Source organism: Herbidospora cretacea, from assembly GCF_001570605.1.
Lineage (GTDB): Bacteria > Actinomycetota > Actinomycetes > Streptosporangiales > Streptosporangiaceae > Herbidospora > Herbidospora cretacea.
This window is the reverse complement of the sequence record NZ_BBXG01000004.1, coordinates 151,994-171,623: the sequence shown is the minus strand read 5'-3', so window position 1 is coordinate 171,623 and position 19,630 is coordinate 151,994. Positions and strand designations below refer to the sequence as shown.

At 72.7% G+C, this 19,630-nt stretch carries 18 protein-coding genes and 1 riboswitch; of the genes, 6 read left to right on the top strand and 12 right to left on the bottom strand.

From position 1 onward, the window contains the following. Window positions 1-8 precede the first annotated feature (8 nt). The 5 genes from AW270_RS08920 to AW270_RS08900 form a co-directional block, all read right to left on the bottom strand. Window positions 9-635 carry a hypothetical protein gene (locus AW270_RS08920; protein ID WP_061292719.1) on the bottom strand — a complete coding sequence of 209 codons (627 nt, stop codon included), beginning with the start codon at window positions 633-635 and terminating at the stop codon, window positions 9-11. Between the two features lie 27 nt (window positions 636-662). Further along, entirely contained in the window at window positions 663-1,790 is a 1,128-nt protein-coding gene (locus tag AW270_RS08915) for a hypothetical protein (protein WP_218009130.1), read from the bottom strand. A 232-nt stretch (window positions 1,791-2,022) separates the two neighbouring features. Continuing rightward, window positions 2,023-2,814, bottom strand: a complete 792-nt coding sequence (gene prcA, locus AW270_RS08910; RefSeq protein WP_061293479.1) for a proteasome subunit alpha — start codon at window positions 2,812-2,814, stop codon at window positions 2,023-2,025. Window positions 2,815-2,834: 20 nt separating this feature from the next. Next, window positions 2,835-3,650, bottom strand: coding sequence for a proteasome subunit beta (prcB, locus tag AW270_RS08905; protein ID WP_061292717.1), 816 nt, complete (start codon window positions 3,648-3,650; stop codon window positions 2,835-2,837). Window positions 3,651-3,893: 243 nt separating this feature from the next. Next, window positions 3,894-4,103, bottom strand: a complete 210-nt coding sequence (locus AW270_RS08900; protein ID WP_061292715.1) for a ubiquitin-like protein Pup — start codon at window positions 4,101-4,103, stop codon at window positions 3,894-3,896. A gap of 335 nt (window positions 4,104-4,438) precedes the next feature. Here AW270_RS08900 and AW270_RS41095 point away from each other — a divergent pair, with 335 nt between their 5' ends. Next, window positions 4,439-4,672: a hypothetical protein gene (locus AW270_RS41095; protein ID WP_245674633.1), complete on the top strand. Its 234-nt coding sequence runs from the start codon at window positions 4,439-4,441 to the stop codon at window positions 4,670-4,672. Between the two features lie 84 nt (window positions 4,673-4,756). Beyond that, window positions 4,757-5,704, top strand: a complete 948-nt coding sequence (locus tag AW270_RS08890) for a serine/threonine-protein kinase (RefSeq protein WP_063819146.1) — start codon at window positions 4,757-4,759, stop codon at window positions 5,702-5,704. 25 nt (window positions 5,705-5,729) lie between these two features. Here AW270_RS08890 and cobN read toward each other — a convergent pair whose 3' ends face one another. Beyond that, the gene (gene cobN, locus AW270_RS08885) at window positions 5,730-9,284 is read right to left on the bottom strand and encodes a cobaltochelatase subunit CobN (protein WP_061292711.1); all 3,555 of its coding nucleotides are present in this window, start codon (window positions 9,282-9,284) and stop codon (window positions 5,730-5,732) included. A 33-nt stretch (window positions 9,285-9,317) separates the two neighbouring features. Next, window positions 9,318-9,483, bottom strand: a riboswitch (cobalamin riboswitch). Window positions 9,484-9,532: 49 nt separating this feature from the next. On the opposite strand from cobN, the gene AW270_RS08880 reads away from it, so the two are divergent. From AW270_RS08880 to AW270_RS08865, 4 genes are read left to right on the top strand one after another with little or no spacing between them, the layout of a single operon-like run. Beyond that, the gene (locus tag AW270_RS08880) at window positions 9,533-10,534 is read left to right on the top strand and encodes a ferredoxin-like domain-containing protein (protein WP_218009129.1); all 1,002 of its coding nucleotides are present in this window, start codon (window positions 9,533-9,535) and stop codon (window positions 10,532-10,534) included. Beyond that, window positions 10,528-11,148 (top strand): precorrin-8X methylmutase, encoded by a 621-nt coding sequence (locus AW270_RS08875; protein ID WP_157521825.1) that lies wholly within the window; start codon window positions 10,528-10,530, stop codon window positions 11,146-11,148. The genes AW270_RS08880 and AW270_RS08875 overlap by 7 nt, the downstream gene beginning before the upstream one ends. After that, complete coding sequence (locus tag AW270_RS08870; RefSeq protein ID WP_061292707.1) at window positions 11,148-12,632, top strand: precorrin-2 C(20)-methyltransferase; 1,485 nt, start codon at window positions 11,148-11,150, stop codon at window positions 12,630-12,632. The genes AW270_RS08875 and AW270_RS08870 overlap by 1 nt, the downstream gene beginning before the upstream one ends. Continuing rightward, window positions 12,629-13,351, top strand: a complete 723-nt coding sequence (locus AW270_RS08865; RefSeq protein ID WP_061292706.1) for a cobalt-precorrin-6A reductase — start codon at window positions 12,629-12,631, stop codon at window positions 13,349-13,351. The genes AW270_RS08870 and AW270_RS08865 overlap by 4 nt, the downstream gene beginning before the upstream one ends. A 42-nt stretch (window positions 13,352-13,393) precedes the next feature. Here the strand turns inward: AW270_RS08865 and cobM are convergent, their stop codons facing one another. Genes cobM through AW270_RS08835 form a run of 6 tightly spaced genes read right to left on the bottom strand, consistent with a single transcriptional unit; the run spans window position 13,394 to window position 19,620 of the window. Beyond that, on the bottom strand, window positions 13,394-14,131 hold the full coding sequence (gene cobM, locus AW270_RS08860) for a precorrin-4 C(11)-methyltransferase (protein WP_061292705.1): 738 nt from the start codon (window positions 14,129-14,131) through the stop codon (window positions 13,394-13,396). Further along, a complete protein-coding gene (locus AW270_RS08855; RefSeq protein WP_061292702.1) occupies window positions 14,128-15,285 on the bottom strand; it encodes a bifunctional cobalt-precorrin-7 (C(5))-methyltransferase/cobalt-precorrin-6B (C(15))-methyltransferase in 1,158 nt (385 codons plus the stop codon). The genes cobM and AW270_RS08855 overlap by 4 nt, the downstream gene beginning before the upstream one ends. Continuing rightward, a complete protein-coding gene (locus AW270_RS08850) occupies window positions 15,278-15,646 on the bottom strand; it encodes a PPOX class F420-dependent oxidoreductase (RefSeq protein WP_061292700.1) in 369 nt (122 codons plus the stop codon). Before AW270_RS08850 ends, AW270_RS08855 begins: the two co-directional genes overlap by 8 nt. Continuing rightward, window positions 15,643-16,944, bottom strand: a complete 1,302-nt coding sequence (locus tag AW270_RS08845; RefSeq protein WP_061292697.1) for a cobyrinic acid a,c-diamide synthase CobB — start codon at window positions 16,942-16,944, stop codon at window positions 15,643-15,645. Before AW270_RS08845 ends, AW270_RS08850 begins: the two co-directional genes overlap by 4 nt. Beyond that, complete coding sequence (gene cobO / locus AW270_RS08840; protein WP_061292695.1) at window positions 16,938-17,528, bottom strand: cob(I)yrinic acid a,c-diamide adenosyltransferase; 591 nt, start codon at window positions 17,526-17,528, stop codon at window positions 16,938-16,940. The genes AW270_RS08845 and cobO overlap by 7 nt, the downstream gene beginning before the upstream one ends. 1 nt (window position 17,529) lies before the next feature. After that, window positions 17,530-19,620, bottom strand: coding sequence for a VWA domain-containing protein (locus AW270_RS08835; protein ID WP_369408981.1), 2,091 nt, complete (start codon window positions 19,618-19,620; stop codon window positions 17,530-17,532). Window positions 19,621-19,630: the final 10 nt, after the last annotated feature.

Below are 19,630 nucleotides of genomic sequence, written 5' to 3'. Positions count from 1 at the left end.
CGCGAACGTCAGTAATAGATCTGGACGACCTTCACGATCTGGCCACTCTTCACGGTGATGAGCGCGGTGGGCTCCCCCTGCCCGGCGAGCTCGATCAGCCGGGCGCGCGGGCACGGCTCGGTGCCCAGGGACGCGGAGTTGATCGTCTGGTCGTCGCCCTTGCAGCCGACCGCGCTGAGGAACTGCACGCTCTGGGCGATCGGGGCGGCGTAGGTCATCCCGCCCTCGGGGCCGACGAAGTCGCCGCCCGCGTAGCGGACCGGGACGTACCGGGCCTCGCCGTCGCCCCACGAGATGAGCCGGCCGCGCAGCACGCCGTCGGCGCTCGGCGTGACCTGGCTGAAGTCGTGCCCCTCGTCGTACTGGAACTTGGCGGCCTTGATCTTCGGGATCCGGCCCGAGATCGGGTCCTCCTTGTCGACGTCGGCGCTCACCTGGGGCGTCTGGGCCGGGGCCGCCGTCTCCGTGGGCACGGCCTCGGGGGTGGCGCTGGCCACCGGGGCGGCGGGGGTCGCCGTCTCGGTGACCGTGACGGTGACCGCCGGGGCGGGCGCGGCCGCCTCGGGAGTGGAGGAACAGGCAGCGAGCGGGAGGACGGCCAAGGCCACGAGGGCCCGCCGGAATGTGATCGTCATAGCGGGACGAGCCTAGCGAAACCTGACTTATGGCCGGGTCAGATATCGGCACGGGCCGGCCATCGCCGCCACACCGCGACGTGCAGGAGCACCGCTGTGCTCAGGGCGTTCAGGGTGACGTGGCTGAGCCACCCCCACTCGTGCTCGGGCGGCACCCCTAGCGCGCGGGCCAGCAGCGGCAGCGACCACGCCAGGAGCACGGCCAGAGTCGCGGCGATGGACAGGGAGATCGTCCGGCTCACGGCGAGGTTCCGGGTCACCCGGATGGCCGGCCACCATTCGAACAGCAGGGCCACCACCAGGACGCAGCTGATGCCGGTGCCCGCCACGGCGGTGATGCGGCCCCCCGGCCAGCCGAGGAGGGCGGAGGCGAGCCAGTAGGCGGCCCATCCGCAGGCGATCACGGTCACGTTGGCCACCAAGGAGCCGGGTCCCCCTCCGGGCGATCCGGGCGAAGGGCCAGCCGCGCACAGCCGTGTAGAAGATCATCTGCCAGAGGCCGATCGACACGAAGAAGGCGGCGTACTCCGCCCCCGGGACCCCCAGCGAGCGCACCACGACCAGCCAGGCGGCCAGCCCGAGCGCCCAGCTCAGGGCCAGCGCGACCAGGCCGGAGGGGATCCGGCCGAACCGGTCGAGCGGCCGGCGTTCGCAGACCAGGGTCAGTTGCAGCATGATCGTGAAGATGCAGCCGCACAGGTGCACCGTGGCCGGATAGGTGCCGATGTGGGCGGGACCCGGCGCGAAGACACCGACCAGTTCCGGCCCGTTGACGACGAACTGTCTCGCCACGGTCAGCACCACCCCGCCGGCCACGACGATCACGGTGTCGTACAGGCCCGACCACTGGCGCAGGAACATCACGCCCGGCCAGTCCTCCCACCAGAACGCGATCATCGCGAGGACCGGCAGGGCGAAGGTGATGATCGGCCCGAGCACGAGCAGCGAGTGCACGGCCCCGTTCGCGCCGATCGCCAGCAGCACGGCGAGCGGGACGACGAAGAGCAGGCCGATCAGCCCACGCCGGGGCTGACCCGCGACGGCGTCCGCCAGCGCGGCGGGGCTGAGCGCGTCGGGATGGCTGATCGCCGGACGGTCGCCGAGCTCCCGGGCGGGCGGCGTGGCCGTCGGCGTCACCGGCCGTTCAGCGGACATCGTCCGACCGGAGTCGCGCGCGTCATGACGCCTCCTCCCCGTGGGTGCCGTTCTTCCCGAACGTAGTGGCGACAGTGGCAACGCAGCCGAAACAGCGGGCAATCTCGGCTTTGCCTCCCTGGTGCGGTCGGGTGGCCGGCCATTCCGGAGGCGTAACGGAGGAAAGGCCCTTCACACGCCACGGGGCCGCCTGCCGGTGTGCGGCGGGCGGCCCCGTGAGGCGTCGGTGTCTCTAGAGCGGCGGTTCGGAACCGGTGTCGATGTCGCCCTCGGGCGCGGTCGGCGGGGGCTTGCGGCCGCCCTCGGGGGTGGCCGGCGGGCTCTCGGGGGTGGCTGCGGGGGTGGCGTCGGCGAGGAGGCGCTCCAGGCGGGGGCCGCTGAGGCGCAGGAACTTGCGGTGTTCGCGGTTGCGGTCGAGGACGGCCACCTCCAGCTGGCCGGCGCCGGGGCGTTCGCCGCCCGGCTCGGTCAGCGCGGTGAGGGCCGCGTCGAGGGCCTCGGCCAGGGGGGCGCCCACGCGGTAGCGCTCCTTCAGGCGGGTCGCGACGGTGTCGGACTGGCCGCCGATGACGGCCATGCCCTGCTCGTCGAAGACCGAGCCGTCGAAGGTGAGCCGGTAGATCTGGTCCTGCTCGGCCGTCTCGCCGACCTCGGCGACGACGATCTCGACCTCGAGGGCCTTGATCGAGTCGGTGAAGATCATGCCGAGCTGGCTGGCGTAGACGTTGGCCAGGGCGCGGGCGGTGACGTCCTTGCGGTTGTAGTTGTAGCCGTTGACGTCGGCGTAGCGGATGCCGGCCTGGCGCAGGGTCTCGAACTCGTTGTAGCGGCCGACGGCGGCGAAGCCGATGCGGTCGTAGATCTCGCTGATCTTGTGAAGCGCCTTGGACGGGTTCGGGGCCACCAGCAGGATGCCGTCGGCGTACTGAACCACGACCACGCTGCGGCCTCGGGCGATGCCTTTCCGCGCGTATTCCGCGCGGTCGCGCATGATCTGCTCAGGCGACGCGTATGGGAACGGCATGGACACCTGTGGGTTCCTTTCTAGCGCAGCGGGGCGGTCGGCCCGTCGGGGTCGGTCATACGGCCCGCGAGCAGCGACTCGACCAGGGTCGCGATCTCCTCGTCGGGGAGACGGCGGTAGCCGTCGGCGGTGATGACCACCACGACCGGCCAGATCCGGCGGGTCACGTCGGGACCACCCGTCGCCGAGTCGTCGTCGGCCGCGTCGTAGAGCGCCTGAAGGCAGGTGAGGACGGCCTCGTCGGGGGCGGCGTTCTCGCGGTAGAGCTTCTTGAGGGAGCCGCGCGCGAAGATCGAACCGGACCCGATCGAGTGGTAGAGCTGGTGTTCGTAGGGGCCGCCGCCGACGTCGTAGCCGAAGATGCGGCCGCCGTCGATCCGCTCGTCGTAGGCCGCGAAGATCGGGACCACGACGAGGCCCTGCATCGCCGCGCCCAGGTTCTGGCGGACGAAGGTGGCCAGCCGGTTGGCCTTGCCGTCGGTCGACAGCGAGCGGCCTTCGAGCTTCTCGTAGTGTTCGAGCTCGACCTGGTAGAGGCGGGCCATCTCGATGCCGGTCGAGGCGGTGCCGGCGATCCCCATGCAGGAGTATTCGTCGGTCCGGAAGACCTTCTCCATGTCCCGGTTGGAGATCATGTTGCCCGAGGTGGCGCGCCGGTCGCCGGCCATGACCACGCCGCCGGCGCAGGTGACCGCGACGATGGTGGTCGCGTGGGGGATCTGGTCGCCGACGGGCGCCGGCAGCGCCTCACGGCCGTCCGGCAGCATTTCCGGGGCGTAGCCCCGCAGGAAATCGGTGAAGGACGAGGAACCCGTATTGGTGTAGAGGTTGTTCATCCAGGCCTGCTGAGATGCCACGCGACTCCCTCCTAGGTCGTGTTGTTTACGCCGACCCTACTCATGTGACAGCGCTGGTTGCACTCTTCCCGATCAGCTGACCGCGAACCAGCTTCGGACCAGTTTCATGATCGGAGTTTTTCGGCGCAAACGACTCGTCGCGGCCCGCGGAGGATCCCGCGGCCGCGACGAGGACGGCTGTCTGTGAGTCTGCCGAGCGTGGCGAGGTGGGCGTCGGCCCCTTTACTCGCCACCCTTCTGCACGTAGGACCGGACGAACTCCTCGGCGTTCTCTTCGAGGACCTCGTCGATCTCGTCGAGGATCGAGTCGACGTCGTCGCTGAGCTTCTCGTGGCGCTCCTGGACGTCGCTTCCGGACTGCTCCTCGACCTGCTCGGTCTCGGTCTCCTGCCGGCCGGTCTGCTTCTGACCGCCGGTGTCCTTGCTCGCCATCGGTGATACCTCCACTCGGGGGACGTGTCTGTTCCATATCTTCCCCGAACCGGCCGACAACTCGCCTGAATCGCCGTGCGATCTTCGGCGGGGTTGACCGGATAGCCCTACTATCCAATAATCATCGGACAGTACCGCTATCCAATAGATCGGGGCTCGCTCGGATGTCTCCCTCCACCCTTACCACCGCCGGGATCCTGCTGATCACGGTCTCCGGCGTCGCCTTCGGTGGGGCCAGTCTGCTCGCTCACATACTCGGACGTATACCCGGATATCTGGACAATCCAGTCAGAAGAGGACTTTGGCGTGCCGGACACGCCCACGCGGGGGTCCTGGTGCTCTTCGCCCTCGTGTCGCTGATCTACCTCGACCAGGCCGACCTCTCCCCCGGACTCCGCGCGCTGGCGCAGTGGCTCATCGTCGCCGCGCCCGTCTTGATGCCGCTCGGATTCTTCCTGTCGGTCGTCCGGCCGAAGGACACCCGGCCCAACCGCCTCATCTGGCTGACCGGGCTGGGCGGGGCATCGCTGGCGGCGGGTACGATCATCCTGGGAATCGGGTTGCTCTAGATCTCCCGGATACGGAGCGAAACCGCCGCCGGACCAGCAGAATATTGAGCGCATGGGGAGCTCGGACTCGGGTCAGACAGGTGGTTGGTTCAGATCGGTAAGCACACGGCGCCTGCTCACCATGAAGGCACCGGGTCCGCCAAGGGCGGGCCGCCGGCCAAGCCTCAGCGTCCGAGGCCGCCGCTGCTCGGCGCCCGCTACCAGCTCTCCATCCCGGTCCGCCGCGACAGCTCGGGCATCATGTGGCAGGCCCACGACCTGCTGCTCAAGCGCGACGTCGCGATCAAGGAAGTCCAGCCGCCCCAGCGCACCGACCGGCCCGACATGGAGCTGGCCCGGCGCAAGGCGCTCAACGAGGCCCGGTCGGCGGCCCGGCTGAGCCACCCGGCGATCATCACGGTCCACGACCTGCTGGAGGAGAACGGCCGCCTCTGGATCGTGACCGAGTTCCTTGAAGGCCTGACCCTCAAGCAGACCATCGAGCATCTGGGCTCGCTGCCGGTCCACTGGTCGGCGTGGATCGGCTACCAGCTGCTGGCCGGGGTGCGCCACGCCCACGACGCCGGGGTCGTCCACGGCGACATCAAGCCGGGCAACGTGCTGCTGACCGGCGACCGGGTGGTGCTGACCGACTTCGGCATCTCCGCGCTGGAGTCCGAGTCGACCGCGCGGGCCGCCCGCTCGGTCGACTACATCGCGCCCGAGCGGATGAGCGGCGGCCCGGCCAGCCCGGCCGCCGACCTGTGGTCGGTGGGCGCGACGATCTACGCCGCCGTCGAGGGCCGCCCGCCCTTCCCCGCCACGGGTGCCACCGTGCTCGGGCTGACCACGGCCCGCGACCCCGATCCGCCCTCGAAGGCGGGCGGGCTGCGGCCGGTGCTGGAGGGGCTGCTGCGCCGCCGGGCCCGCGACCGCCTGGCGGGCAAGGACGTCTCGATGCTGCTGGCGGGGGTGCTGCACCGCGAGGGCATCGCGGCGGCGACGCCGGGGCGGCGGGCCGACTACCTGCCGCCCGACGCCTTCACGATGTGATTCACGATGTGATTCACAATGTGATTCACGAGGTGGCTTCCAGGTCGCCCTCGGAGTCCAGGAACGCCTGCTGGAGGGCGGCCATGATCTCGGGGTCGGGCTCGGCCCACATGCCGCGTCCGGCCGCTTCGAGCAGGCGTTCGGCGATGCCGTGCAGGGCCCAGGGGTTCGACTCGCTGAGGAACTTGCGGTTCTCCTCGTCGAGGACGTAGGTGGCGGCGATCTTGTCGTACATCCAGTCGGCGACCACGCCGGTGGTGGCGTCGTAGCCGAACAGGTAGTCGACCGTGGCGGCCAGTTCGAAGGCGCCCTTGTAGCCGTGGCGGCGCATCGCGGCCAGCCAGCGCGGGTTGACCACGCGGGCGCGGAAGATGCGGCTGGTCTCCTCGGTGAGGCTGCGGGTGCGCACCGCCTCGGGGCGGGTGGAGTCGCCGATGTAGGCCTTCGGGTCGCGGCCGGTGAGGGCGCGGACGGTGGCGATCATGCCGCCGTGGTACTGGAAGTAGTCGTCGGAGTCGGCGATGTCGTGCTCGCGGGTGTCGACGTTCTTGGCCGCGATGTTGATCCTCCTGTACGCCGCCTCCATGTCATCCCGGGCCGGGACGCCGTCGATCCCCCGGCCGTAGGCGAAGCCGCCCCAGACGGCGTAGACCTCCGCGAGGTCGCGGTCGTCGCGCCAGCTGCGGCTGTCGATCAGGGGCAGCAGGCCCGCGCCGTAGGCGCCCGGGGCCGATCCGAAGATGCGCAGCGTCGACCCGTCGGCCTGGACGTGGTCGCGGACGTAGTTGCCCTCCTCGTCCAGGTCGGCCACCAGCCTGACCGCGTCGTCCATCAGCGCCACCACGTGGGGGAAGGCGTCGCGGAAGAAGCCGCTGATGCGGACGGTGACGTCCACCCGGGGGCGGCCGAGTTCGGCGGCGGGGACGACCTCCAGGCCGGTCACCCGGCGGGAGGCGTCGTCCCAGACCGGGCGGACGCCCAGCAGGGCGAGCACCTCGGCGATGTCGTCGCCGGAGGTGCGCATGGCGCTGGTGCCCCAGATGGACAGGCCGACCGAGCGGGGCCACTCCCCCGTGTCGGCCCGGTAGCGCTCGACCAGCGACTCGGCCATCGCCTGGCCGGTCTCCCAGGCCAGGCGGCTGGGCACCGCCTTGGGGTCGACGGAGTAGAAGTTGCGGCCGGTCGGCAGCACGTTGACCAGGCCGCGCAGCGGCGAACCGCTCGGCCCGGCGGGGATGTAGCCGCCCTCCAGGGCGTGCAGGACGTTGGTGATCTCGTCGGCGGTGCCGTCGAGGCGGGGGACGATCTCGGAGGCGGCGAATCTCAGGATCTGCCGGACCTGAGCGGTTTCGTGGAGATCGTCTGCTCTCTCCGGATCCCAGCCCGCGGCCTCCATCGCGGACACCAGGGAGCGGGCCTCCGCCTCGACCTCGTCCACGTCGGCGCGCGCGTCGCCGTGCTCGGTCAGGCCCAGGGCCTCCCGCAGGCCGGGGAGGGCCTGGTCGCCGGCCCACATCTGGCGGGCGCGCAGGATCGCCAGGACCAGGTCGACGCGGGGTTCTCCGGTCGGCGCCTGGCCCAGGACGTGCAGGCCGTCGCGGATCTGGACGTCCTTGACCTCGCACAGCCAGCCGTCGACGTGCAGCAGGAAGTCGTCGAACTCGGCGTCGTGGGGGCGGTCGTCGAGGCCGAGGTCGTGGTCGAGGCGGGCGGCCTGGATGAGCGTCCAGATCTGGGCGCGGACCGCCGGGAGCTTGGCCGGGTCCATGGCCGCGATGGAGGCGTGCTCGTCGAGGAGCTGCTCCAGGCGGGCCATGTCGCCGTAGGTGTCGGCGCGGGCCATCGGCGGCACGAGGTGGTCGACCAGGGTGGCGTGGGCGCGGCGTTTGGCCTGGGTGCCCTCGCCCGGGTCGTTCACGAGGAAGGGGTAGATCAGCGGGAGGTCGCCGAGGGCGGCGTCGGGGCCGCAGGCGGCCGACAGGCCGGCCGACTTGCCGGGGAGCCATTCGAGGTTGCCGTGCTTGCCGACGTGGACGACGGCGTCGTAGCGCTGCGAGAGCCAGTGGTAGGCGGCCAGGAAGTGGTGGCTCGGCGGCAGGTCGGGGTCGTGGTAGATGGCGATCGGGTTCTCGCCGAAGCCGCGCGGCGGCTGGACCATGACGACGACGTTGCCGTCCTGGAGGGCGGCCAGCACGATGTCGTCGCCGTCGACGAACAGCTCGCCCGGGGCGGGGCCCCAGTGGCGCTCCATCGCCTCGCGGAGGTCTTCCGGGAGGGTGTCGAAGTGGGCCTTGTAGACGTCCTTGTGGATGCGGACCGGGTTGCCGGCGAGCTGCTCGTCGGTGAGCCAGTCGGGGTCCTGGCCGCCCGCCGCGATCAGGGCGTGGATGAGGGCGTCGCCGTCCTGGGCGGCCACGCCGGGGAAGTCGCCGACCTGGTATCCGGCCTCGCCCATGGCCCTGAGCAGCCGGACCACGCTGCGCGGGGTGTCGAGGCCGACGGCGTTGCCGATGCGGGAGTGCTTGGTCGGGTAGGCCGACAGCATGATCGCCACCCGGCGTTCGGCGACCGGGATGTGGCGCAGGCGGGCGTGCCGGACCGCGACCCCGGCCACCCGGGCGGCGCGTTCGGGGTCGGCGGCGTAGACGGTCAGGCCGTCGGGGTCGATCTCCTTGAACGAGAACGGGACCGTGATGATCCGGCCGTCGAACTCGGGGATGGCGATCTGGGACGCGGCGTCGAGCGGGGACAGCCCGTCGTCGGCGGCCTCCCAGGTGGCGCGGTCGGTGGTCAGGCAGAGGCCCTGGAGGATCGGGATGTCCAGGTCGGCGAGGGCGCCGACGTCCCACGCCTCGTCCTCGCCGCCCGCCTGCGCGGCCGCGGGCCGGGTGCCGCCCGCCGCCAGCACCGTGACGATCAGGGCGTCGCACTGCCGCAGTGTGTCGATCAGGCCGGGCTCGGCGGTGCGGAGCGAGGCGCAGTAGACCGGGAGCGGGCGGCCGCCTTTGTCGCGGATGGCTTCGGACAGGGTCCGGATGAAAGCGGTGTTGCCGGCGACGTGGTGGGCCCGGTAGTAGAGGATCCCGACGACCGGCGTCGCATGTCCGGAGATTTCCGGACCGCGCGGAGCGCTCGGCTCGGCGGCGTCCGCATCCGCGTCTCTCCAAGCGCCGAGGCCCCATGACGGCAGGGCGGCCGGTGGGGCGAAGCCGTGGCCGGTCAGGAGCAGCGTGTCGCTGAGGAAGTGGTGCAGTTCGGCCAGGTTCGACGGGCCGCCGTGGGCCAGGTAGGCGTGGGCCTCGGCGCACACCCCGCTCGGGACCGTCGAGAGTTCCATCAGCTCGGCGTCGGGGGCCTGTTCCCCGCCCAGCACGACCACGGGCTTCCCGCTGCCCAGGAGGAGGTCCAGGCCCTCTTCGTAGGCGCGGCGGCCGCCCAGCAGGCGGATGACGATCACGTCGGCGTCGGCGAGTAACGACGTCGGGTCGGGGGTCCGGGAGGGGTTCGCCAGGCGGTAGGGGGCGCCGCTCGCGCGGGCGCTCAGGAGGTCGGTGTCCGATGTGGACAGCAAAACGATCATGGCGAGGCCCTCCCTCGGGGTCCGCGCCCCGGGTCGTGTGTCCAGGTGACGGCCGAGTCTCCTGGCTCCCGGATCAGGGCTCACCCCGGCCTTCCCTGTGACAGTGGCCGTCGGTGGGGTTCGCTCCCCGGTGACAGTGGCGGGACCGCGCCGGATTCACACCGGCTTCCTCGTTTGTGCCGTCGCCCGATGAGACTACGGGACTCCCCCGGCTTGCAAGACCCACGGGGGGCTTTACCATCCTCGACGTGGCCATTACCGGACATTCCTCGCGTGACGCCTGTCCCGGCGCGTTACAGGTCCACCCCGCCGCCGACGGGCCGCTCGCCCGGGTGCGGCTGCCCGGGGGCGACCTGACGGGGGCGCAGCTGGCGGTGCTGGCGACCGCCGGTGGTGGGGTGCTGGAGCTGACGTCACGGGCGAACGTCCAGGTCAGAGGCGTCAAGGACCCGGCGGGGTTCGCGGCGGCGGTCGCGGCGGCGGGGCTGCTGCCGTCGGCGTCGCACGAGCGGGTGCGCAACATCGTCGCCTCACCGCTGTCCGGCTCGGCCGCGTTCCGGGGGATGGTGCGGGACCTCGACGCGGCGATCTGCGCCGTGCCGGAGCTCGCCGAGCTGTCCGGGCGGTTCCTGTTCGCGGTCGACGACGGCTCGGGGGACGTGGCGGGTCTCGGCGCCGACGTGGTGCTGATGTCCCGCGGTGAGCACTTCGCCGTCTTCGCCGCAACCACCGACCTCCGGTTACGGCTACCGCCCGCCGAGGCGATCCACGAGGCGGTCCAGGTCGCGCAGACCTTCCTGAGGGTCTCCGACGGCGCGTGGCGCATCCCCGAGGGCGCTTTCCCCGGCGTCCCCGCGAACCTGCCGCAGCCCCGGACCAGCGGTTACGTCGGCGACTTCGGTGAGACGACCGGCGCGCTGGTCCCCCTGGGCCGCCTGACTACACGGCAGGCGATGGTCCTGGCGGAGGCCGAGTGGCTGCGGATCACCCCGTGGCGCACCGTGCTGGTCCCGAAGGGCACCCGCCTGCCCGAGGGGCTGATCACCGACCCGGAGAGTCCCTGGCTGCACGTCACCGCCTGCACCGGCTCCCCCGGCTGCGCGAAGTCGCTGAGCGACGTCCAGCGGGACGCGCGGCCCATCGGCGTCCCCGTCCACTGGTCCGGCTGCGCGCGGAAGTGCGGCCGGCCCCGGGGCGAGGTCGTGGACCTGATCGCCACCCCCACCGGCTACCAGCGGAGTGCATCGTGACCTACATCAAGGACGGCGCGGAGATCTACCGCCAGTCCTTCGCCACCATCCGCGCCGAGGCCGACCTGTCGGCCATGCCGCCCGACGTGGCGCGGGTCGCGGTCCGCATGATCCACGCCTGCGGCATGACCGATCTGCCGGGCGACATGGCCTGGTCGGGCGGGGTGGTCGCGGCGGCCCGGAAGGCGCTGGACGCGGGCGCGCCCATCCTCTGCGACGCGAACATGGTCGCGGCGGGGGTGACGCGGAAGCGGTTGCCGTACCGGAACGAGGTTCTGTGCACCCTCGCGGACCCGCGGGTCCCGGCGCTGGCGGCGGAGCTCGGGACCACCCGCAGCGCGGCGGCGCTGGAGCTGTGGCGCGACCGGATGGGCGGCGCGGTGGTCGCGGTCGGGAACGCGCCGACGGCGCTGTTCCGGCTGCTGGAGATGGTCGCCGATGGCGCGCCGCGACCGGCGGCGGTGATCGGGATCCCGGTGGGGTTCATCGGCGCGGCCGAGTCGAAGGACGCGCTGGCCGCCTCCGACCTGGAGTTTCTGGTGGTTCGCGGTCGCCGTGGCGGCAGCGCGATGACGGCGGCGGCGCTCAACGCCATCGCCAGTGACGAGGAATGATGACCGGAACGCTCTACGGCGTGGGCCTCGGCCCCGGCGACCCCGAACTGGTGACCGTGAAGGCGGCCCGGCTGCTCGGCGAGGCCGGGGTGATCGCCTACCACAGCGCCCGGCACGGCCGCAGCATCGCCCGCTCGGTCGCCGCCCCCTACCTGCGCGAGGGCCAGATCGAGGAGGCGCTGGTCTACCCGGTCACGACCGAGACGACCGACCACCCGGGCGGCTACCAGGGCGCCCTCGACGAGTTCTACGCCACCTGCGCCACCCGGCTCGCCGCCCATCTGGACGCGGGCCGCGACGTGGTGGTGCTGTGCGAGGGCGACCCGCTGTTCTACGGCTCCTACATGCACCTGCACAAGCGCCTGGCCGCGAGCTACCCGACCGAGGTGGTCCCGGGCGTGACGTCGATCAGCGGCGCGGCGGCGGCGCTGGGCCGCCCGCTGGTCGAACGCGACGAGACGCTGACCGTGCTGCCCGGCACCCTCCCGCAGGACGAACTGGCGGCCCGCATCGGCGCGGGCCCGGTCGCGATCATGAAGCTGGGCCGGACCTTCGCCAAGGTCCGCGCCGCCCTGGAGGAGGCGGGCCGCCTCGACGAGGCCTGGTACGTCGAACGCGCCACCACCGGCGCGCAGCGCCTCGCGCCCCTGCGCGACGTCGACCCCGAGTCGGTCCCCTACTTCTCCCTCGCCCTGCTGCCCTCCCCCGTCGGCGCCCCGCTCCCGCTGCCCGAGCGCCCCCGCCACGACGGCCCCGGCGAGGTGGCCGTCGTCGGCCTCGGCCCGGCCGGACGGTTCTGGCTGACCCCCGAGGCCCAGGACGCCCTGGCCACCGCCGACGAGCTCGTCGGCTACGGCCCCTACCTCGACCGCGTCCCGCCCAACCCGCGCCAGAAGCGGCACGCCACCGACAACCGCGTCGAGGCCGAGCGCGCCGAGCACGCCCTGTCCCTGGCGCTCGCCGGGTCGCGGGTGGCGGTGGTGTCCTCGGGCGACCCGGGCGTGTTCGCGATGGCCTCGGCCGTGCTGGAGGCGGCCACCCAGGAGCGGTTCAGGCAGGTCCCGGTGCGGGTGGTGCCCGGCCTGACCGCGGCCCACGCCGTGGCGGCCCGGGTCGGCGCCCCGCTGGGGCACGACTATTGTGTGGTGTCGCTGTCGGACCAGCTCAAGCCGTGGGACGTGGTCGCCCGGCGGATCTCCGCCGCGGCCGCCGCCGACCTGGTGCTCGCGATCTACAACCCGGCGTCCAAGACCCGGACCTGGCAGGTCGGGGTGGCGCGGGACCTGCTGCTGGAACACCGCCCGGCGGAGACGCCCGTCGTCATCGGGCGGGCGGTGGGGACCCCTCAGGAGAGGATCGTGGTGACGACTCTGGGCGACCTCGACCCGGCGGAGGTCGACATGCGCTGCCTGCTGATCATCGGCTCGTCGACGACCCGGGTGGCCGATGGCGTGGTGTTCACGCCCCGGCGCTATCCGGCATGAAGCGCGTCTTCATCCTCGGGGGGACGGCCGAGGCGCGTGAGCTGGCGGCCCGGCTGCATCCCGAGAACGTGGTGGTGACCTCGCTGGCGGGCCGGGTGAAGGAGCCCCGGCTGCCGGTGGGGGCCGTGGTCATCGGGGGGTTCGGCGGCTCGCTCGGGCTGGCCCGGTGGCTCTGGGAGCACCCGGTCGACGTGGTCGTCGACGCGACCCATCCGTTCGCGGCCCGGATGTCCGAGGCGGCGGCTGAGGCGGCGGCGATGACGGGGATCCCGCTGGTCGGGCTGCGGCGTCCGGGGTGGGCGCAGGAGCCGGGAGACGACTGGCGGTGGGTGTCGTCGCTGGAGGAGGCGGCCCGGTCGCTGCTGGGGAGGCGGGTGTTCCTGACGACCGGGCGGCGCAGCCTGCCGCTGTTCGACGGCGTCCCGGGGGTGTGGTTCCTGGCGCGGTCGGTCGATCCGCCGGAGGATCCGGTGGCGATGGAGGTCGTCCTGTCGCGGGGGCCGTACACGCTCGAAGGGGAGATCGCGCTGATGCGGGAGCACCGCATCGACACCCTGGTGACCAAGGACAGCGGCGGGGAGCTGACCCGCGCCAAGCTGCGGGCCGCCCGTGAACTGGGGATCCCGGTCGTGATGGTACGCCGCCCGCCGGTGCCGCCCGAGGTGCCCTATGTCGAGACGGTCACCGAGGCGGTCGACCAGATCCACGCCCACGAGTGACGACATTTCCGAAATATCGCCGGGCGTGCCCTTTGTGTAGCCTTAACGGGAGCGGGCCACCGAGTAGAGGTGGCTGTCGGGGAACTGCCCGGCCGTGAGGACCCGGCCGACGATGATGACCGCCGTCCGCCTCACCCCCGCCGCCTCCACCATTCCGGAAATGTCGCCCAGCGTCCCTCTGATGATGACTTCGTCGTCGCGGGAGGCGTAGGCGACCACCGCCACCGGGCAGTCCGCGCCGTAGACGGCCGTGAGCTCCTCGGTCACCGGCCCGATGCGCTGGACGGCCAGGTGGAGGACCATCGTCGCCCTCGACGCGGCCAGGGTCGTCAGGTCCTCCCCCGGGGGCATGGGGGTGGCGCGTTCGGACGTGCGGGTGAGGATGATCGTCTGGGCCACGCCGGGGACCGTCAGCTCGCGCCTGAGGGAGGCCGCCGCCGCCGCGAAGGCGGGCACGCCCGGGACCACCTCGTAGGGCACCCCGGCGGCGTCGAGGCGGCGCATCTGCTCGGCCATGGCGCTGAAGACCGACGGGTCGCCCGAGTGGAGCCGGGCGACGTCGAGGCCCCGCTCGTGGGCGGCGGTCATCTCGGCGAGGATCTGGTCGAGGTTGAGGTTCGCGGTGTCGACGATCCTGGCCCCCTCTGGGCAGCGGGCCAGGAGTTCGGCGGGGACGAGCGAACCGGCGTACAGGCAGACCGGGGACGTCTCGATCACCCGCTGCCCGCGCACGGTGACGAGGTCGGCCGCGCCGGGGCCGGCGCCGACGAAACGGATCACGTGAGGTCCTTCCTGACCGACCAGATGGTCACGGGCATGGCGGGCCGCCAGCCGGTGAACCCGCCCACCGGGGCCGCCCGGCTGACCGACAGGCGGGTCAGGTCGCCGCCCCGGTCGCGGTGCCACCGGGCCAGGACCGACTCCGACTCGACGGTGACGGCCGTCGCCACCAGGCGTCCGCCCGGCTTGAGAGCCTGCCAGCAGGTCTCGGGGACGCCCTCGGCGGTCAGGCCGCCGCCGATGAAGACGGCGTCCGGGGGTTCCAGGCCGGCGAGGGCCTGCGGGGCCGCTCCGGTGACGACCTTCAGGGCCGGTACGCCCAGCCTCGCGGCGTTCCCCGCGATGCGGGCCGCCCGCGCGGGGTCGCGTTCGACGGTCACCGCCCGGCACGACCGGTCGGCGCGCATCCACTCGATCGCGATGCTGCCCGCGCCGCCGCCGACGTCCCACAGCAGCCCGCCTGGCTGGAGGAAGGCCAGGACGACGGCTCTGACCTCGCGTTTGGTGAGCTGGCCGTCGTGGTCGTAGGCGTCGTCGGGGAGGCCGGGGACGATCGGGAGCGGGTCGTCGGCGACGCACTCGACGGCCACGACGTTCAGCGGGTCGTGGTCGTCGCGGATCGGGCCGACGCGCTCCCCCGGCCCGCCCAGCTGTTCGAGGACGGTGACCGCGCTCCGGTCGTACCCGCACGCGGACAGGGCCTCGGCCACGGCGGCGGGAGAGCCGCTCCCCTCACTCAGCACGACGAAGCGGCGGCCGGGCGCGAAGACGGCGGCGAGCGGGCGGCCGACCATGCTGACGACGGTCACCGACTCGACCGGCCAGCCGAGCCGCGCGCACGCCAGCGACACCGACGACGGATGCGGGATCACCCGCACCTCGGGGACGATCCTCGCGATCGTCGCGCCGATGCCGTGGTGCATGGGGTCGCCGCTGGCCAGCACGACGATCCGTCTGCCGCAGGTCAGCAGCTCGCGCAGGGCGGGCATGAGCGGCGAGGGCCACGGCCGGAGTTCCGCCGGGGTGTCCGGGAGTAACGAGAGCTGGCGGTGCGACCCGGCGATCACCTCGGCCTTGGCGACGGCCTCCCGGGCCTGCTCGCCGAGCCCCGGCCAGCCGTCGGCGCCGATGCCGACGACGACCACGTCAGCCACGCCGCACGTTCCCCAGCTCGCGGGTGATCTTGATCTCGATGACCACCCTGAGCGGGTTGGGCCTCGGCTCCTTGTAGCGGGCCGTGTAGAGGCGCACGGCCAGCGCGACCGCCTCCGGGTCGTCGTTCACCGTCGCGATCCCCTCCAGCGTCGACCACTTCGCGCCGTCGACCTGGCAGACCGCCGCCCGGGACGCGCCCTTCGCCACGTTGCGGACCTTCTGCGACGTCGACGAGCTGATGACCCGCGCGACGTCGCCGTCGAGGGTCACCCCGACGGGCACCACGTGCGGGGTGCCGTCGGCCCGCAGGGTCGTGAGCGTGCACAGGTGCCGCTCGGCCCAGAACTCCTCGAAGGTCATCTGCACTCCTTGACGAAACGCGTCGCTGCCTCCGGCGTCCCCGCCCAGTGAAGGTGCAGGTAGGACGCCAGGATCCGCCCGGCAGCGTACCCGTCGGCGCCGCCGCGCCAGCGGTAGACCCGCTCACCGGGGAGTTCGGTGACCGTGCGATGGAACTCGTGCCCCCTGACCCGCTCCCCGGCCCGGCCGATGACGGTGTCGCGGGTGACGACGGCGTCGCGGTAGCCGAGGGTGAGCTTGGGCGACATCTCCGCTTCGGCGTCGATCCGGCCGACCATGGGGTGGCCGTCGAGCTCCCGGGCCAGGTAGAGCAGGCCGCCGCACTCGGCCAGGATCGGGCCGCCGAACGCGGCGATCTCGCCTTTCAGGCGGTCGTTGGCGGCGAGCTCGTGGACGTGCATCTCCGGGAACCCGCCGGGGAGGATCAGGCCCCCGGCGCCTTCGGGCAGCCGCTCGTCGCGCAGCGGGTCGAAGGGCACGACCTCGGCCCCGGCGGCCCGCAGCAGCTCGGCCTGCTCGGCGTAGCCGAAGGTGAACGCGGGCCCACCGGCGACGGCCACCGTCGTCGACGGCGTGCTGCTCTCCCCCGGGCTCCACGGGTCTGCGGGCAGTTCGGGAGCCGTGTGGGCCAGCCGGACCAGCGCATGCAGGTCGCAGCCCTCGGTGACCAGGTCACCCAGGCGCTCCACCGCCTCGACCGCCTCACGCCGGCGTTCGGCGACCGGGATCAGGCCCAGGTGCCTGGACGGGGTCTCGATGCCCGGCGTCCGTCTGATGACCCCCAGAACCGGGACGCCGCTGTGGTCCAGGGCGGCCCGGCAGACCTCCTCGTGGCGGTCGGAGCCGACGCGGTTGAGGATGACGCCGCCGATCCGCACCCGCGTGTCGAACCCGGCGAAGCCGTGCACCAGCGCGGCGACCGACTGGCCCTGGCCGGTGGCGTCGACGACCAGGACCACGGGGGCGTCGATGAGCCGGGCGACGTGCGCGGTCGAGGCGTAGCCGTCGGGGAGGCCGTCGAACAGGCCCATGACGCCCTCGACGACCGCGATGTCGGCGTCTGCCGCGCCGTGCAGGAACAGCGGCGCGACCAGGTCCTCGCCGGTGAGGAACGGGTCGAGGTTGCGGCCGGGGCGGCCGGTCGCCAGGGCATGGTAGCCGGGGTCGATGTAGTCGGGGCCGGCCTTGTGCGGCGAGACCGACAGGCCCGCTTTGACCAGGGCGGCCATCAGGCCGGTCGCGACCGTGGTCTTGCCCGCCCCCGACGACGGCGCCGCGATGACCAGCCGGGCTACCATTCGATGCCCCTCTGGCCCTTCTGCCCGGCGTCCATCGGGTGGCGGACCTTGGTCATCTCGGTGACCAGGTCGGCGAACTCCATCAGGTCGGGATGGGCGTCGCGTCCCGTGATGACGACATGCTGGGATCCGGGGCGGTTCCGCAGGGTCTCGATGACGTCGTCCACGGAGATCCAGCCCCATTTGATGGGATACGTGAACTCGTCCAGGACCAGCATCCGGTACGTCTCGGCGGCCAGGTCCCGCTGGATCTGCGCCCAGCCCTCACGGGCGTTGGCCGCGTGGTCGTCGTCGGACTTGCGGATCCACGACCAGCCGTCGCCCATCTTGTGCCAGGTGACCGGCGGGCCGATCTCGCCCAGCGCCCTCAGCGCCGACTCCTCGCCGACCCGCCACTTGGCCGACTTCACGAACTGGAAGACGCCGATGGGCCAGCCCTGGTTCCACGCGCGCAGGGCCAGCCCGAAGGCGGCCGTCGACTTGCCCTTGCCGGGGCCGGTGTGGACGATGACCAGCGGCCGGGTCCGGCGCTGACGCGTGGTGAGCCCGTCGTTCGGGACGTTCTCCGGTTGACCTTGCGGCATCTCAGGCGGCTTTCATGACGTGGGCGACGTCGGCCAGGCCGACGACGGGGGCGTTGAGCCGGAACGCCAGCCTGGCGGCCAGCCCCAGCCGGACGGGGCCCGACTCGCAGTCGACGACGACGCACGCCGTGTCCCTCAGCAGGGCGGTGGCGCGGTCGGCGTCGCCCGAGGTGGCGCGGCCGTCGGTGACGACGACGACGAGCGGGCGGCGGGCGGGGTCCCGCAGGTGCTCCACCCGCAGCACCTCGGCCGCCTTGACCAGGCCGGCGGCGATCGGGGTGCGGCCTCCCGTCCTGAGCAGGCGCATCCTGGCCGCCCCCGCCTCCACCGAGGAGGTCGGCGGGAGGACCAGTTCGGCCGAGTCGCCCCGGAAGGTGATCATGCCGATCTTGTCGCGGCGCTGGTAGGCGTCCAGGAGCAGGCTCAGCACCGCCGCCTTGACCTCGCCCATCCGCTTGCGCGCGCCCATGGAACCGCTGGCGTCGACGACGAACAGGACGAGGTTGCCCTCCCTGCCCTCGCGCACGGCCTCGCGCAGGTCGGCCGGGGTGACCGCGCCCCGCCGCCAGCCCCGCAGCGCGGCGGCGCGGAGGGTGGCCATGAGGTGGACCTGGGTGACCTTGGCCTTCGGGGCGCGCGAGCCCACGGTGCGTCCCCGCGCCGACCGGCCCCGCGACCGGCGTCCGGGCGCGCCGCCGCCGACTCCCGGAACGGAGAAGAGGCGGGCCTTGTAGGGCGCGCCGGGGACCTGGAACGACTCGGCGGCCTGGGTCTGACCGGCGTCGGGCTCGCCTTCCCGGGGGGAACGGTTGGAGGCGGGAGACCGCTCGGCCAGGCCCGGATCGGCGGGGTTCTGGTTGGACTGGTTCTGGTCGGTTTGGTCTTGGCCGGTCTGGTTCTGATTGGCCTGGTCCCGGCTGGCCTGGTCCCGGCTGGCCTGGTCCTTGCTGGCCTGGTCCTTGCTGGCCCGATTTGCGTCGGTCTGGCTCTGGTCGGTCTGCTCCTGGTCGACGCCGTTCGGTTCGCTCGTCTCATCCGGGCCGTCCGGTGGGGTCGGGTCCTCCGGGTCGTCCGGGTCGTCCGGGAGCTGGTTGAGGAGTTCGTCGAGTTTGTTCTCGTCCAGGCCGGGGGCGTCGAAGGGGTCCCTGCGGCGGCGGTGGGGCAGGGCGAGGCGGGCGGCCTCGCGCACGTCGCGGGTGGTGACCCTGTCCCGGCCGGCCCACGCCGCGTGGGCGACCGCCGCGTGGGCGGTGACCAGGTCGGCGCGCATCCCGTCGACCTCGAAGCCCGCGCACACGGTCGCGATCTGCTTGAGGGCGGCGTCGGGGAGGCGTACCGACTCGACCCGCTTGCGCGCCTCGGCGATGCGCGCGGCGAGCTCGCCCTCCCGGGCGTCCCAGTCGGCGGCGAAGCGGTCGGGGTCGCGTTCGTAGGCCATCCGGCGGCGGATCACCTCGGCCCGCTCGCCGGGGTCGCGCGAGGCGCGGACCTCGACGGTCAGCCCGAACCGGTCGAGGAGCTGGGGCCGCAGCTCGCCCTCTTCGGGGTTCATCGTCCCGGCCAGCAGGAACCGCGCGGCGTGCCGGACCGACACGCCTTCCCGCTCGACGTAGCAGGTCCCGAGCGCGGCGGCGTCGAGCAGCAGGTCGACCAGGTGGTCGTGCAGGAGGTTGACCTCGTCGACGTAGAGGACCCCGCGGTGCGCGGCGGCCAGCAGCCCCGGCTCGAACGCGGCGACGCCGTGGGCGAGGGCCTTCTCCAGGTCGAGCGACCCGGCGAGCCGGTCCTCCGACGCGCCGACCGGCAGCTCGACGAGCCGGGCCCGGCGCGTCTCGCCCCCGCCGTCGTGGGGCCCGTCGTGGGGCCCGTCGGGGCATTCTCGGTACGGCGCCGCCGGGTCACAGGCGAACCGGCACCCCGGCACGACCTCGACCGGGGGCAGCAGCTCGGCCAGCGCCCGCACGATCGTGGACTTGGCCGTGCCCTTCTCCCCGCGCACGAGCACCCCGCCCACCCGTGGCGACACGGCGTTGAGGATGAGCGCCAGCTTGAGGTCGTCCATCCCGACGACCGCACTGAACGGATAGGTCACTCCTGGCTTC